Source organism: Rossellomorea vietnamensis (genome assembly GCF_025398035.1).
Lineage (GTDB): Bacteria > Bacillota > Bacilli > Bacillales > Bacillaceae_B > Rossellomorea > Rossellomorea vietnamensis_B.
Window position 1 is genome coordinate 3,572,849 of sequence record NZ_CP104558.1, and the last position, 14,929, is coordinate 3,587,777.

Sequence of the window (14,929 nt, forward strand, 5' to 3'; positions counted from 1 at the left end):
CCGTTCAAAGAAAAATATTTTTCTAGGAATATTCCACTATTTTTTGTGCATGTGGGTATCAGGCAAAAAACGGTTGAATATGTTACAGTATTTGGTATAATTAATGTGAATTAATTCACAAACTCACGTAAAAGAAATGGGTGGATAGTGTGAAAAAGAAAATTGTCATAGCAGGGGGAACAGGCTTTATCGGCCAGTATCTTCAGAAGAAGTTTCTCGCGAAGGGCTTTAAAGTGACCATCATTTCAAGACAGTCTCCCCATGTTTCCTGGGACCGCCACGATGAAATCGTTCAGTCATTAGAGGATGCAGATATGCTCATCAATCTTGCAGGGAAGTCAGTCGACTGTCGGTACAATGAAAAGAATAAAGCGTACATTTTCAAATCCAGGACGGACACGACGAACATATTGGGGGAGGCTCTTTTACAATGTCAGAATCCACCTCCTTTATGGATCAATTCCAGTACGGCCACGATCTATCGTCATGCAGAGGACCGGCCGATGACGGAGGAAGAGGGCGATATCGGCACAGGCTTTTCCGTTGAAGTAGCAAAGGAATGGGAGAAAGCATTCTTTTCCTTTTCATTACCCGGGACGCGGCAGGCTGCTTTACGGATCGCGATCGTATTGGGACCGGATGGCGGTGTGATGACACCGTACAAAAACCTTGTCAGGTTTGGTCTCGGAGGTGTGCAGGGACCGGGAACCCAGAAATTCAGCTGGATTCATGTAGAAGACCTGTACCGGATTATCCTTTTTTTGAATGAAGAGAAGGAGTTAAGCGGAGTGTTCAACTGTGCCTCGCCGGATCCAGTCACCAATCGTGAACTCATGGCAAACCTAAGGAACGTGATGAACAAGAAGATAGGGCTTCCGACCCCGAAATGGATGCTTGAAGCAGGTGCGGTGTTCATCAAAACGGAAACCGAACTGGTCCTGAAAAGCAGATGGGTCATCCCGGAACGGCTGGAGAAAGCAGGTTTCGTCTTTCAGTACGATACACTTGAAAAGGCACTGAGACAGATCATTGTGGAGTGACAATAAAAGGACTTGTCCGTGCGACAAGTCCTTTTCGCCTTACTCACTCTCCATGAAATCATACGTCGTCCAGCAGCGGTTCATCCCGATCCCTTTCTGCTCGGCATATTCATCTCCCCATTTACACATCTCAAATAGCGTGGCCTGGAGTTTCTTCCCCATCTCAGTCGTCGAATATTCGACTTTCGGCGGGACTTCCTGATACACCGTACGTTCGACCAGTCCGTGTTCTTCCAGCTCCCGCAGCTGCTGTGTGAGCATCTTCTGGGTGATGTTCGGCAGGGACCGCTTCAATTCATTGAATCTCTTTACACCTTCATTTAAATTCCATAGTATAAGTACCTTCCATTTTCCTCCGATAACATTGATCACGAGGTCGATGGCACATTGGTATTCGGGGTTGAGTTGTTTCATATTGGTACCTCCTTGATGTTGTTGTTGTTTGTGGAATTGGGTTCAGCTGCTGAAAAAGAATGGAAAATCAGCAGCTGAACTCAAACTATCGACCTGAAGCAGTCACCCCCAGGTTTCCAAACGGTAACCATGATACTAAATAGTGCCTACTTGTTTATCGTGTTTATAGTATATATTATATACCATGTAAGCAAAATAATCATAACGCTCTTTAAGGAGATGAATATATTGAAAGCTTTATTATTGAAAGATAAAGGTTTATGGAAAGACATGAAGGTGGAGGAAATCGAAACACCTTCACCGCAAAAAGGAGAACTTCTCGTGGAGGTCTATGCCGTCGGATTGAACCCGGTTGACTACAAGACAGCCACGAATGGGATGCCTGTCTGGTCCTATCCGCATATCCTCGGTTTGGATGTGGCGGGAGTGGTCGTACAAGTCGGTGAGGGGGTAACCGATTTTAAAGAAGGAGATCGTGTCGTTTACCACGGAGACTTTACGAAAAAAGGCGGATATGCAGAATTCGCCACCATCACAGCACACACGGCTTCACGCATCCCTGACAATGTTTCCTTCGAGGATGCTGCAGCCCTTCCGACTGCGGGTTATACAGCTTACCAGGCCATTCACCGTAAATTGCCCCTCGACAACATCGAGACGATTTTGATTCACGGCGGTGCCGGTGGAGTAGGCGGGTTTGGTGTACAGCTTGCGAAGCTTGCAGGGAAGACCGTCATATCGACTGCGTCCCGTCATAATCATGACTATGTGAAATCACTTGGAGCAGACTATTGTGTCGACTACAGGGAAGAAGATGTCACGGCGAAGATAATGGAAATCACGGATGGCCGAGGTGTGGACGCCGTCGTGGATGCGGTCAGCAGACAGAGTGCGACGGACTCCCTGGATGCCCTAGCCTATATGGGTCACATGGTGTACATCGCCGGTGCCCCTGATTTCACCAAAATCAAATCATTCACAAAAGTCGTTTCCTATCATGAAATCGCCCTTGCTGCAGCGCATCAAACGGAAGATTTCAAAGCCCAAAAGGACTTTGCGGTTATCGGTGATGAGATGCTTTACCTGTTGGAACAAGGGAAGCTGGATGCCATGCTGAAGGAGACGGTGACACTTGAAGAAGTGCCGGAAGCCCTCGGCCGTTTATCCGAGCGCCATGTGAAAGGCAAGATTGTAGCGAAACTAAAATAATGTAAGAAAGGAGAGCCATTATACCCGGCTCTCCTTTTTCTTATATTAAACTTGATTATGCCGTAAATACTCAAGACTTTTTCGAACGCTGTCGATGGGCGGGATCTTGGAGTCGTCCTGTTCGACGATCCACCAGTCCACATCGCTGTGCATACCGAATTCCAGGATAGGTTCCAAATCCACTCCACCCGATCCAAGTTCTGCGAAAAATCGTTCGCCATCCGTTGTCATATCTTTTAAATGGACAAGTGGAGTCCGGCCCTGATAACGCTTCAGCCACTCAACAGGTTTTTCCCCTGCGTAGGTCAGCCAATAGATATCAAATTCAGCTTTGACCATATGGGGATTCGTTTCAGCCAGAATCGTTTCGAGAGCCGTTTTCCCGTTGGAAAGAGTCATTAACTCGAAGTCATGGTGATGATAGCAGAGGGTGATACCCGCTTCAAAGCATTTTGCACCAATGGTGTTCAGGTCATCGATCAATCGGAAATAATCTTCCTCTGTTCGTTCTTCAGGGGGTAAATATGGGCACACGATGTAGGTACTGCCCAGCTCAAGCTGATCCTCGATCACCTGATCCGCATTGGTCCTTAGTTCGGATAAAGAAATATGACTGGAGACGGCACGAAGATTCAGCTTGTCCAATAAACCTTTCAGCTCCTTGACGGATAAACCGCCATAACCGGCAAGTTCTACCCCTTCATACCCTAAATCGGCCACTTTTTGCAAAGTACCGATGTAATCCTTTTCCGCCTCGTTTCGCAATGTATACATTTGGAGGGCAACAGGGATTTCTTTCATACGCTCACTCCTATCCTTTGGTCATGTTCGCGTTGATTTGAGAAAGAACGCTCTTATATACTTCTAATTCCTCTTCTGAAATCCCTTTAAGAATCGTGTCTTCATACAAATTTTCAATGAAAGGGGACAGCTCGTCCTTTGCCGTCACTCCTTTCTCAGTGATGAAAATAAGGAATGATCTTCTATCTTCGGAATTCTTTTCTTTGTAGATCAGCTTTTTTCTTTCTAATATATCCAGGATTCTAGTCAGGGTCGGCTGGTCTTTTTCAGACCTCATGGCAAGCTGTTTTTGACTGATTCCATCCTTCTCGGCGAGTCTCTTCAAAACCGTCCACTGTTCAGGTGTCACATCGAAATCTTTCAGATGGAGGGTGAGGAATCGAATGATATTTTTGACTGTGTGGCTCGTATATAAGCCAATGGATTCATCTCGGGACATTGTCACTGGTTTCACCTTCTACTTGAGTTTCTTTCCTTTATCATACATGAAAACCGGAAGGAATTGAATTAATTGTCACAACAACTATATTTACAAATATACATGTTATAGATATAATTAGTATAACAACTAATTGCGCGAAGGAGAATGATAGTGGAGCACTCAACAAAACAAAACATCTGGACACGGCCATTTTTTATGGCGTTATTGAATAATTTTTTTCTCTTTTTGGTTTTTTACTCACTGTTGACCATCCTGCCTCTGTATGTACTAGATGAGTTGCACGGAACGGAAGGTCAGGCAGGACTTGCTACAACGGTCTTCTTACTATCGGCGATCATTGTGCGTCCCTTTTCGGGAAAAATCATTGAGCTGTTGGGAAAGAAAAAGACGCTCATCCTCAGTGTATTCATGTTCGGGATTTCCTCATTCATTTACTTTTGGGTAAATGATTTTTATTTTTTGATGGGGCTCCGTTTTTTCCATGGAATCTGGTTTAGTATCGGTTCAACGGTCATGGTGGCGATTGCGGCAGACATGATCCCGGCAAACAGGAAGGGGGAGGGACTTGGTTACTTTGCCATGTCGATGAACCTGGCCGTTGTGGTCGGGCCGTTTCTTTCCCTGGCGCTACTGCAATGGATCCCGTATACGACATTGTTTATGGGTCTTGCATGGATCATTGTCATTGGCTTTCTTTGCTCATTTGGCATTCAGGTGACAGAGAACGATGTGGTGGAACAGGTAGCGAGCAGACGCCTGACCCTTAAGGATTTAATAGAAGTGAAGGCGATCCCGATTGCATTGGTAGGGTTCCTGACCTCATTTGCTTATTCCGGGATCATGTCGTTTATCTCCGTTTATGCGAAGTCTATCGGATTATTCGAATCCGTCAGTTTATTCTTCGTCGTATTTGCAGCGGCCATGCTTCTGTCGCGGCCATATACAGGGCGACTATTTGATCGGTCGGGACCAAACGCGGTCATCTACCCGTCCTTGATCATTTTTGCCTTTGGACTAATTCTCTTGAGCTTCACTCATTCCGTCGTTTTCTTATTGGTGTCAGGAGCGCTGATCGGTCTCGGGTATGGTGCCTTGCTTCCAAGCTTCCAGACCATGTCGATACAGGCGGCACCGAAGAGGAGAACAGGGCATGCGACGGCTACGTTCTTCATTTTTTATGACCTTGGTATTGCGGTAGGGTCGTTTATGCTGGGGCTTGTTTCATCGCAGCTCGGTTTTTCGGCTTTATATATCATCTGCAGTGGAGTGGTGTTGGTTACAGTCGCGGCATATAAAATCGTGACCAAACGAAGAACAATGGCTGTACATCAAGAGGAAGCATTGGAGTTATAAAATGAACAGGGGCTTACCTTTCTGAGGTGAGTCCCTTTTTGATGATCAGGGGTCAAAGTGAAGGTATGAACCTGAAACGAAACGTACACTCTAATGGTACAGGGGAGGTGTAAGACCATGGCACAGGACGTACTATGTGAAGTGAGCAACTGCAGGTACAACAGTGAAGGAAAGAAGTGTTCTGCAGACCAGATTTTCGTTGTCAGTCATAAAGGGAACAAAGCGCATAACAGCGAAGAAACGGACTGCAAAACATTCGAACCGGGTATGTAATAGGGAAGAAGGCAACCATAGGCGTGGTTGTCTTCTTTTGATATAGTATTGATAATAATTCTCATTGTTATACAAAAAAGCCCACCAGTAAAGTAAAAAAACCAGAGTCAAATAGACTCCGGGTTTTTATGGTTAGATAAATCTAATTAAATATTCGCCAAATATTTTGTTCATCACTTTGGGTGTGTTTTCTATATAGACATTTATCTGTTCAATGTTTGATTCGAATGGATCAGAGTTACTTTCATCTGTTGGAAAATCAGATATTCCTTTCACAATGATACATTCAACATCATTCTTCTTACAGATATACGCAATGGCTCCCGCTTCTGTATCGGCTATCGTTATTTTGTTTTCTTTAAGTTCTAAATAGTCCTTCCACATAACGACTGCTTTATCAGCGGTGCCGATTGTTCCGGTATAAAAAACATTTCCGTATTTTGACAGATCTATATCGACGATGAAGGATTGTTTAATAAGAGGCTCAACTTCTTTTACCGTGCAATCATATTGAACGGCTTTATCGGGTACAATAATATCCAAATTTCTGAACCTGTCATCTATTCCTGCACAGGTTCCAGCAACGATTACTTTCGTTAAGTTATATTTAGAAATCATATACTGAGTACCACCGACTCCGTTTACTTTTCTTACACCGGTACTATAAAAAACAAGTTCGGTATCATTCATTGTTCTTATGAAATATTCGCCAAAAGGATAAGCGAATATTTCATCATTTTTTATGCCGAAATATTCCAATGCCGCTTCGTATTCCCACTTCGTTGCTATACTGATTCCTATCATCGACTTATCACCCTTATATGTTTCTCTCCCAAAACGAAACCCCTTACTAACAAACGGACTGTCATTCCTTTTCAATCCACTCCTGTGACCACTTCTCTATATTCCTCATTAAGGGTTCTAACGAATATCCTTTCTCTGTTAACGAATATTCAATCCTCACCGGTGTTTCGGGATAGACGGTCCGTGTAACGATTCCTTCTTGTTCAAGGTCCTTTAATCGCTCGGATAAAAGTCTGCCGCTGATGCCTATTGCGTCTTTGATGGTGCAGTTCCGTTGGGGGCCGGACAGCAGTTGATAAATGATGAGTCCCGTCCATCGCTGACTTAAGATGCCGATCGCTTTTTCAAATCGTGGACATATTTCAGATTGGTTCATCTTCAATGCCTCCTTCATTCATGGAAATTCTAATTTGTAGTATACCATATAACGGGTAATGGGGTAATTTAATTACTTGACGGAATTAGGTTATTAAAATAAAATTAGTTACATAAAGTAACTTAATGAAAAACGTCTAAAAATAAATCGGAGGAACCATAATGAACTTTCATAAAGGACCCCATACATTTGTTGGGGAAGTGAGCTTGATCGTACAAGATTTGAAACGATCTCTTTCTTTTTACAAGGAAGTGATCGGGTTTAAGGTTCTGGAACAATCACATAAACGGGCCACTTTAACGGCGGACGGTATTCATAGTCTGTTATCGCTGGAAGAGCTTGAAGAAACTTTACCCAAGGAGCCGCGGACGACCGGGTTGTATCATTTTGCTCTTTTGCTGCCAAGTAGAGAAGATCTTGGTAAGATATTGGCTCATCTGATCAAGCTGAATATACGGCTCGGATCCTCTGACCACCTTGTCAGTGAAGCAATCTATTTATCCGATCCTGATGGGAACGGGATCGAGATTTACAGGGATCGTCCAGCGTCCGATTGGACATGGCATGGCGACCAAGTCGAGATGACCGTTGATCCCATCGATGCACGGGGAATATTAGCCGAGGCGGAAGGGGAAGCGTGGGACGGACTCCCTGCCGGTACAGTGATGGGGCACATCCATCTCCACGTATCAGATTTGAAGTCGGCGGAAGAATTCTACGGGAAAGGTCTTGGCTTTAACGTGGTGAGCCGATTCGGGAATCAGGCACTCTTCATTTCGACAGGAGGATACCATCATCACATAGGATTGAATACGTGGAATGGTGTAGGCGCACCGGCTCCAGCCGAAAACAGTGTGGGCCTCAACTGGTTCACCCTTCACTTCCCAAATGAAGAAAAGCGAAGCAGCATCATTCATAGCCTGGAGTCCATTGGGGCTACAATCAAAGAACTTGACGATAAGATCCTCACAATGGACCCATCCGGCAACCACATCTATTTAAGCTTGTAAAGGGGAGGGACGGACCTCGGAAAACGAGGTCCGTCCCTATTCTGTATTTTTCATAAATGTTGATACAGAGGGGTTCATCTGGATTTATGGATAGTGTTTTCCGTGATATTCCAACGAAAAACGAGGTCCGTCCCTCTAAGCAGTTTTTTTTGGTCCTGCAGATGTTAGTGGGATAATGTAAGTACATACTAATGGAAATTCGTTTGGGAAGGGGAGTGAGATGGATGAAGTTGAGTGTATTGGATCAGTCTGTGATTGAGAGGGGTGGGGACGCTGGCACTGCGTTTCGGAATACAGTCAGGCTTGCGCAGGTTACAGAGAAGTTAGGGTACACACGATTCTGGGTGGCGGAGCATCATAATACGAATGGCCTTGCAGGTTCGGCTCCCCAGGTACTGATTTCACATATTGCGTCCATGACGCGTACAATCCGGGTAGGATCTGGGGGTGTCCTTCTTCCACAATACAGTCCGTACAAAATTGCGGAAGACTTCAAGGTGTTGGAAACCCTATTTCCCCATCGCATCGATCTAGGAATCGGTCGTTCCCCAGGGGGATCATATGAAACACGGATGGCTCTTACGGATGGGTTGAAAAAGAGTATGAATGAGTTTCCGGGGCAGGTGGAGGCACTTCAGAATTACTTGCATCTCTCATCTGAACAAAGCGTGAAGGCTTATCCTGACATACCGTCTCCTCCACTTCCATGGATACTGGGCATCACCCACCGTGGTGCCAGGGTGGCAGCTGAAAAAGGCACGGCCTTTACCTTTGGTCACTTCATCAATCCGGTCAATGGGAAGCGGGCGATGGATTATTATCAAACCCACTTTCAAACTTCATCCTCATTAGCCCGACCCTTGAGCAATGTGTGTATCTTTGTCGTGTGCGCTCCAACCGAGGAGAAAGCAGAAGAAATGGCTCTCATACAAGACTTGTGGTTATTGGCTGTAGAGAAGGGGATTGATACTGAAATTCCTTCCGTGGAAGAAGCAAAGGCAAGGGTTCTTACACCGAAAGAAAAAGAAAAAATAAAGGAGAACAGAAAAAGAGCGATAGTCGGAACTCCTCAAAAGGTGAAGGAAGAGCTCCAGATGCTAAGAGAAGTATATCAAACCGATGAATTCATGATCATCACCAATGTGTCAGGATTCGAAGACAAAGTAAGGTCGTATGAGTTGATCGCTGAGGCGGTTCTCTAATTCATAGGGACCTGAGAGGCATGAAAACCCCTGAAATAAGAAAGGGAACCAATGGCGCTTTGCCGCCAAGGTTCCCTTTCGATTTATATGAAATTAGTAATAAGGATATGGCGAATAACCATAACCATAATAAGGTGGCGGATATCCATATCCGTAGCCATACCCATACCCCGGACTCAATAATGCTGCTCCTAATAATCCACCGGCAAGTCCTCCCACAAACGGACTGAAGCCGAATCCAAATCCTGGTCTTCCGAATCCGCCATAGCCGAACCCTGGTCTCCCGAACCCTCCAAATCCCGGTCTTCCGAAGCCTACCCGTCCGATTGGTCGGCGGTAATCACTATAGTCTACAAACGTTTCAGTGCCTGCTTGAAAATCATTCATAGCATAAAACCTCCTCTCTATCTAGGTTATGAGTATTCTTTTTGAGTAGGATTGGTATAGGCATTTACCCAGATAGGGAGATTTTATGAAAAAGTACCCAGGGGGCCATCAGGAGAATGTTTGTATCTCTATCGGAATATGCATAGGGTTCGGTTGACTTTATTGCGAATCCATTCGCACAATATTCCCGTAATGGGAGTACGTAAAGCAGCATCGAGTGGAGGATTTTTTTGATTGGGCGAGGGCTGAAATAATGGCTCCGATCGCCTGGATCCAGCTGCCTATGGCATAGAGGTTTCCACTGTCCCTATCGTTTAATTCCAAGATGACGGCTATGGCTTGAAGGGAGTTCCCGATAGCTTTCAAAAGGTTCCCGTATATTGAAAATAGTTCTTCTACTGTGTGCTCTTCATTAAAGGAATCTGCCAGGGCAGTGGATGCCCCCAATGCCTGCACCAGGTTTCCCTTGATAATCAACTCCCGCTCGATAATGTCACTGTAACCCCTGACAATGCCTGCAATGACGATGACGTTCCCAATGGCCTGAAGCCCATTCCCCACTTTTGTCAAGGTGAATTCTTTAATGGCATCTGCACTAAGGGCGCTCCCTGTTGCCTGAAGTTCGTTTCCTATGAGATTAAAAGAATTGAGCGTTTCCCTCGGAATCCTCTTAATGGGTGTACTCCCGATCGCGGCGATGACGGTCCCGGTAGCCGCAACCCAAGCACCGAATGTGGCTTTTTGCTCATTTCCCATAGTTGATCGCCTACTTTTTCGTTCTTAGATAGTGTATACATATGGACCAATGTTTGTTCATTCCCACCATTTAGAAGATGGGAATGAATCTCCCTCCACAAGAAAGGTTTCCCCGATTTTAGGCGTTACAATGGGGACATTCCGGTCTTCTCCGAATTTTGTGACACGTTCAATCGGATCTGTCCATGCATGGAAAGATAATGTGAAAGCCCCCCAATGGACGGGCAGCATCCATTTCCCATTCACGTCAATATGGGCTTGGACGGTTTCTTCAGGGAGCATATGAATCGGTGCCCATCTGGGGTCATACTGTCCGCATTCCATCAAGGTCAAATCGAACGGACCGTACTTCTCACCAATCTCTTTGAAATGTGGGCCATACCCACTATCCCCACTGAAAAAGATGTTGGAGGAAATGCCGCTTATACACCATGAACACCATAAGGAAGCGTTCCGGTCATTCAGGCTTCTGCCGGAGAAATGCCGGGCAGGAGTACATACGAGTGTAAGGCCGGCCCATTCCTTTTCCTCCCACCAATCAAGCTCCACTATGTGATCGGGATGAATTCCCCAACGTTCCAAATGGCTGCCTACCCCAATGGGAACAAAGAATTGCTTCACTATCGTGCGAAGCTTTCGAATCGTCCCGTAATCAAGATGATCATAGTGATCATGGGAAAAAATCACAGCATCGATGGAAGGCAGTTCATCGAGTTGAAAGGGAAGCTCCCTGCTGTACCTTTTTCCCCCTATCCATGGAAATGGGGATGGGGCACTGCCAAACATGGGGTCAAGCAGCAGTCTCTTCCCGTCCATTTCAAGCATCGAAGCAGAGTGTCCGAACCACGTAACATTTGTCACAGGGTGGGGGTGGGAAAAAGATGGGAAAGCGACTCTTGGAAGATCAACATCAGGTTTGCGATTAGCGTTTCGTTTTACGAGGTCGCGGATCATGGAAACGGATGCAGAAAAGCTCGTGTCCATGGAAGTGGGAATCGAGTTTTGAAAGGATCCTTGTGAATACTGAGGCGATGAGAAAACCCGTTCACCTGAGGGTTTTTTTCCAAATGCGGGATAGTACTTTACAATCAGGAAAGCGGTCAAAATGACAGCGAATAGCACTATAAGAATGAGAGACATGGATTTTCTCCTTTTAGCTATTACTATCGCAGAATCCTGCGTTCCTGTCCAAAGCCAAGTTTGTGATCGTTCATAGAAGAAAACCGACTCATCTTCGCAAGACGAAAAGACAAAGAGTACAATGAAGGTAAGAGAAAAATGGTGGGGAGGAGAAACGATGAAAAAGATATTGATTGGAATTGGGCTCATACTCATAGTAGCTCTTGGGGCATTTTTTGGACCGAAACTGTATGCAAGCCTGACCCAGAAATCGTTGGGGAGTGAAGCGGTGAAATCGGAGACGATCGATGAAGACCATGCAATTGCGACCTTTGCAGGGGGATGCTTCTGGTGCATGGAACCGCCCTTTGAAAAACTGGACGGAGTATACTCGGTCATTTCAGGATATACAGGCGGCGAAGAAAAAAATCCGACCTATGATGAAGTATCCTCACAACAGACGGGACATGTGGAAGCTGTTCAAATCGAATACGACCCTGAGGTCATCACCTATGAACAATTACTGAAAGTCTTCTGGAGGCAAATCGATCCGACGGATGCCGGTGGACAGTTCGTCGACCGGGGACCCCAGTACGTGAGCGGGATTTACTATCATAATGAAGAACAGATGAAGACAGTTCAAAAATCAAAAAAGGAATTGGAAGATTCAGGCCGTTTTGATGGAGAAATTGTAACAGAGATCCAGCCGGCAAAAACCTTTTACAAAGCCGAAGAGTACCACCAGGATTACTATAAGAAAAATAAACTGAGCTACAAATTTTACCGAAGCAATTCAGGCAGGGATGATTTCCTTGATGAGGCCTGGGGAGATGATCGCCATATCGAACTCAAGACCAATTCTCTTTATCCCTCTTTTACGGATGATGAATTAAAAGAAAAATTGACGGATATCCAATACAAAGTCACTCAGGAAGATGCCACGGAGGAAGCATTCAAGAATGAATACTGGGACAACAAGGAAGAGGGCATCTATGTGGATGTCGTCTCGGGTGAACCTCTATTCAGCTCGAAGGATAAATACAAAAGTGGAACAGGGTGGCCGAGTTTCACAAAGCCTCTTGTAGAAGATAATATTGTGGAAGTGGAAGACCGGTCGTGGTTCACGGTTCGGACGGAAGTCAGGAGTAAACATGCGGATTCCCACCTGGGTCATGTATTTGATGATGGCCCGAAACCTACAGGACTAAGGTATTGCATGAATTCGGCAGCTCTTCGTTTTGTTCCGAAGAATGAGTTGGAGGAGCAGGGATACGGTGAATTCTTGTCTCAATTCTAAATGGAAGTGGGGGACGGACCTTTATTGAAGGTCCGTCCCCGATCATTTATCTATCCAATTTGACGATCTCTGCATCCGGGTTGGGACGGCCCGAGATAAGGTCCCGCAGGATGTTGGCTCCGAGCATGCTGTAGACAGTGCCGTTTCCACCATAACCGAGCAGATAATAAATCCTGTCTTTGTCGGGATGTTTCCCGATGTAGGGAAGGTTGTCTAGGGACTCCCCGAAGCTTGCCCCCCATGCATAGTCCATCTTGATCTTCAGGTCGGGAAACAGTTTCTGAACTTCTTTTTCAATCCGCTTTCCGCGTTTTTCGATTTTCTTCTCACTTTGTGGCGCCTCTGCAGGGTCTTCGTCTAACCCTCCGGCAATAATCCGATTATCGACCGTAGTGCGCAAGTATAAATAAGGCCGCTTTGTCTCCCATATGAGCGCTCTGTCATCCCATTGAGATAAATCTTCGATCGGTTCTGTCGCAATGGCATAGGATCTGTTGATGTCTGAGCCCACCTTCTTATTCAAGGGAGGCGTTTCATAGCCTGTTGCATGGATCAGGTGCGTAGCTTGAATGATTCCGTCAGGGGTTTGGATATTTACACCTGTAGAATGTTCTTCTATGTTTGTTGCTTCCAGATTTTCAAATATCGTTGTTTGCTTTCCATCTTTTAAATAATCAAATATCCCATTCACGAATTTGTATGGATTCACTTCTGCGTCACCATGTGTGATCAACGCGCCGGCCTTTGAAAAAGGCAAGCGGTCTTTCATCTCTTTACGAGACCAATACTCCACAGGGAAGCCGTGCTCATTCAAGGTTTTATATTCTTTCTTTAACTTTGGAACATGTCGTGACGTGCTTGCATAGTAAATGCTTTTCCTGCGGATGAAATCAGGAGAAACGGGTAGATTCATCGCCACCTTCTCCAGATTCTCCACTGCTTCCATACATAAGGAATAAAAACTAACCGCTTTGTCTTCTCCAATCTGGTCCATCAATTCATGAAGCATGACGTCATTGGAAAACTGAAGCAGACCTGTATTGGCGGATGAACTGCCGGCAGCCAGCGTCCGTTTTTCAATGATGGCAACATTCAAGCCTTCCTGGACGAGTGAATAGGCGCATAATGCCCCTGACATCCCGCCTCCTATAATAACTGCATCATATTTTTGATCAAAATCTTCTTGTCTATTTTTTAATGTGGTTGGCCAATACAATTGACCATTATGTAATTCCATCCTGGTGCCCCCATTGAGTAATGAATTTATTCCTATTCCATTCCCTTGAGGAGGGGAGATTAAAACATGTGAAATCAAAAAAAGGATGGGCATTCATTTGCCCATCCTGATCCATTAAAATAATTCAGTATGCAATTCTACATCAATATTTCCGTTTGTCGCTTTGGAATAAGGACATACACCATGTGCTTTTTCCACCAGTTGTTTGGCTTCATCCAGTTCTACACCATTTACGGCAACTGAGAGGACAACACCTAATTTAAATCCTCCATCTGTATCCTTCCCGATTGACACTTCAGCCGTCACATTGGATTGGATTTTTTTCTTTTCCTGGCGGGCCACTAAATTTAGAGCGCTGTCGAAACAAGCCGAATATCCAGCTGCAAATAGTTGTTCAGGATTTGTTGCCCCGTCTGCCCCGGAACCACCAAGTGATTTTGGCATGCCCAAAGCCACATCCAATACTCCGTCACTGCTTGTTACTTTTCCGTCACGGCCACCTTTAGCCGTTGCTTTTGCTGTGTATAATGCATCCATTTCTTTCACTCCTCTTTTTTAGTTGTGCACAATTTAACTTTGCAAAAATAACTATAAAGGATTTTAATTTAGTTGTCAACAATTTAGTTGTGCGCAATTTAATTTGATAATTGTTATTCTTTTTTGTATGATAATCACAATTAGTATGTACAAGAAAGGAATCGACATGTATGAAGGATCCACTATTATTGGAAAATCAAATCTGCTTTAAAATATATACAGCTGAGAGGGAGATCACGAAGCTTTACCGGAGCCTCCTGGAGGAAATCGGTGTCACGTATCCACAATACCTGGCTTTGCTCGTGTTATGGGAAGAAAAAACGATATCGGTAAAGGAACTCGGAAGGAAGTTATTCCTCGACTCCGGAACGCTGACCCCCATGTTGAAAAGAATGGAAGCGAACGGACTGGTGGAGCGGAAGCGTTCGTCAGAGGATGAGAGAAGTGTCATCATCAGTCTTACAGATAAAGGACTGGAAATGAAGGAGAAAGCAGAATGTGTCCCGACCCGTTTATTGGAGCGTCTTGAGATGGATGGTGACGAGCTTTCGAAGTTGGATCAGACGTTGACGACGATCCTCGATAAACTGCAGGGATAAAAATAATTATCATTTCTGGATATATATTGTTATAATTTGGATATTGGCTGGTTTTTTTGCCGTTTTGGCTGGA

At 45.0% G+C, this 14,929-nt stretch carries 18 protein-coding genes; 8 read left to right on the plus strand and 10 right to left on the minus strand.

Going from position 1 to position 14,929, the window contains the following annotated elements; all coding sequences use genetic code 11:
• Positions 1-149 precede the first annotated feature (149 nt).
• The gene (locus tag N5C46_RS18195) at positions 150-1,040 is read left to right on the plus strand and encodes a TIGR01777 family oxidoreductase (RefSeq protein ID WP_261749700.1); all 891 of its coding nucleotides are present in this window, start codon (positions 150-152) and stop codon (positions 1,038-1,040) included.
• Between the two features lie 39 nt (positions 1,041-1,079).
• Here N5C46_RS18195 and N5C46_RS18200 read toward each other — a convergent pair whose 3' ends face one another.
• Positions 1,080-1,454 carry a winged helix-turn-helix transcriptional regulator gene (locus N5C46_RS18200; protein ID WP_261749701.1) on the minus strand — a complete coding sequence of 125 codons (375 nt, stop codon included), beginning with the start codon at positions 1,452-1,454 and terminating at the stop codon, positions 1,080-1,082.
• Between the two features lie 228 nt (positions 1,455-1,682).
• Between N5C46_RS18200 and N5C46_RS18205 the strand changes: the two genes are divergently transcribed.
• On the plus strand, positions 1,683-2,663 hold the full coding sequence (locus N5C46_RS18205; RefSeq protein ID WP_261749702.1) for a zinc-binding dehydrogenase: 981 nt from the start codon (positions 1,683-1,685) through the stop codon (positions 2,661-2,663).
• Between the two features lie 45 nt (positions 2,664-2,708).
• Here the strand turns inward: N5C46_RS18205 and N5C46_RS18210 are convergent, their stop codons facing one another.
• Entirely contained in the window at positions 2,709-3,464 is a 756-nt protein-coding gene (locus N5C46_RS18210) for a sugar phosphate isomerase/epimerase family protein (RefSeq protein ID WP_261749703.1), read from the minus strand.
• 10 nt (positions 3,465-3,474) lie between these two features.
• Entirely contained in the window at positions 3,475-3,903 is a 429-nt protein-coding gene (locus N5C46_RS18215; protein WP_261752374.1) for a MarR family winged helix-turn-helix transcriptional regulator, read from the minus strand.
• Between the two features lie 147 nt (positions 3,904-4,050).
• On the opposite strand from N5C46_RS18215, the gene N5C46_RS18220 reads away from it, so the two are divergent.
• Both N5C46_RS18220 and N5C46_RS18225 read left to right on the plus strand, forming a co-directional pair.
• Positions 4,051-5,259: an MFS transporter gene (locus N5C46_RS18220; RefSeq protein WP_261749704.1), complete on the plus strand. Its 1,209-nt coding sequence runs from the start codon at positions 4,051-4,053 to the stop codon at positions 5,257-5,259.
• A 117-nt stretch (positions 5,260-5,376) separates the two neighbouring features.
• A complete protein-coding gene (locus N5C46_RS18225) occupies positions 5,377-5,532 on the plus strand; it encodes a DUF1540 domain-containing protein (protein WP_079532121.1) in 156 nt (51 codons plus the stop codon).
• A 132-nt stretch (positions 5,533-5,664) separates the two neighbouring features.
• Here N5C46_RS18225 and N5C46_RS18230 read toward each other — a convergent pair whose 3' ends face one another.
• Together N5C46_RS18230 and N5C46_RS18235 are read right to left on the minus strand one after the other, a co-directional pair.
• Positions 5,665-6,336 (minus strand): 5'-methylthioadenosine/S-adenosylhomocysteine nucleosidase family protein, encoded by a 672-nt coding sequence (locus tag N5C46_RS18230; RefSeq protein ID WP_261749705.1) that lies wholly within the window; start codon positions 6,334-6,336, stop codon positions 5,665-5,667.
• 61 nt (positions 6,337-6,397) lie between these two features.
• The gene (locus tag N5C46_RS18235) at positions 6,398-6,712 is read right to left on the minus strand and encodes a winged helix-turn-helix transcriptional regulator (RefSeq protein WP_261749706.1); all 315 of its coding nucleotides are present in this window, start codon (positions 6,710-6,712) and stop codon (positions 6,398-6,400) included.
• 161 nt (positions 6,713-6,873) lie between these two features.
• On the opposite strand from N5C46_RS18235, the gene N5C46_RS18240 reads away from it, so the two are divergent.
• Positions 6,874-7,722: a VOC family protein gene (locus N5C46_RS18240; RefSeq protein WP_261749707.1), complete on the plus strand. Its 849-nt coding sequence runs from the start codon at positions 6,874-6,876 to the stop codon at positions 7,720-7,722.
• Positions 7,723-7,946: 224 nt separating this feature from the next.
• Positions 7,947-8,924 carry an LLM class flavin-dependent oxidoreductase gene (locus N5C46_RS18245; RefSeq protein ID WP_261749708.1) on the plus strand — a complete coding sequence of 326 codons (978 nt, stop codon included), beginning with the start codon at positions 7,947-7,949 and terminating at the stop codon, positions 8,922-8,924.
• 93 nt (positions 8,925-9,017) lie between these two features.
• On the opposite strand, the gene N5C46_RS18250 is transcribed toward N5C46_RS18245, so the two are convergent.
• From N5C46_RS18250 to N5C46_RS18260, 3 genes are all read right to left on the minus strand, one after another.
• Positions 9,018-9,311, minus strand: a complete 294-nt coding sequence (locus N5C46_RS18250) for a hypothetical protein (protein WP_261749709.1) — start codon at positions 9,309-9,311, stop codon at positions 9,018-9,020.
• A 159-nt stretch (positions 9,312-9,470) separates the two neighbouring features.
• A complete protein-coding gene (locus N5C46_RS18255; protein WP_261749710.1) occupies positions 9,471-10,067 on the minus strand; it encodes a DUF6944 family repetitive protein in 597 nt (198 codons plus the stop codon).
• Between the two features lie 57 nt (positions 10,068-10,124).
• Positions 10,125-11,207 carry an MBL fold metallo-hydrolase gene (locus N5C46_RS18260; RefSeq protein WP_261749711.1) on the minus strand — a complete coding sequence of 361 codons (1,083 nt, stop codon included), beginning with the start codon at positions 11,205-11,207 and terminating at the stop codon, positions 10,125-10,127.
• Between the two features lie 157 nt (positions 11,208-11,364).
• On the opposite strand from N5C46_RS18260, the gene msrB reads away from it, so the two are divergent.
• Positions 11,365-12,483 carry a peptide-methionine (R)-S-oxide reductase MsrB gene (gene msrB, locus N5C46_RS18265; RefSeq protein WP_261749712.1) on the plus strand — a complete coding sequence of 373 codons (1,119 nt, stop codon included), beginning with the start codon at positions 11,365-11,367 and terminating at the stop codon, positions 12,481-12,483.
• A 46-nt stretch (positions 12,484-12,529) separates the two neighbouring features.
• Here the strand turns inward: msrB and N5C46_RS18270 are convergent, their stop codons facing one another.
• On the minus strand, positions 12,530-13,720 hold the full coding sequence (locus tag N5C46_RS18270; protein WP_261749713.1) for an NAD(P)/FAD-dependent oxidoreductase: 1,191 nt from the start codon (positions 13,718-13,720) through the stop codon (positions 12,530-12,532).
• Between the two features lie 114 nt (positions 13,721-13,834).
• Entirely contained in the window at positions 13,835-14,257 is a 423-nt protein-coding gene (locus N5C46_RS18275; protein WP_261749714.1) for an organic hydroperoxide resistance protein, read from the minus strand.
• 170 nt (positions 14,258-14,427) lie between these two features.
• Here N5C46_RS18275 and N5C46_RS18280 point away from each other — a divergent pair, with 170 nt between their 5' ends.
• Positions 14,428-14,856 carry a MarR family winged helix-turn-helix transcriptional regulator gene (locus N5C46_RS18280; RefSeq protein WP_261749715.1) on the plus strand — a complete coding sequence of 143 codons (429 nt, stop codon included), beginning with the start codon at positions 14,428-14,430 and terminating at the stop codon, positions 14,854-14,856.
• Positions 14,857-14,929: the final 73 nt, after the last annotated feature.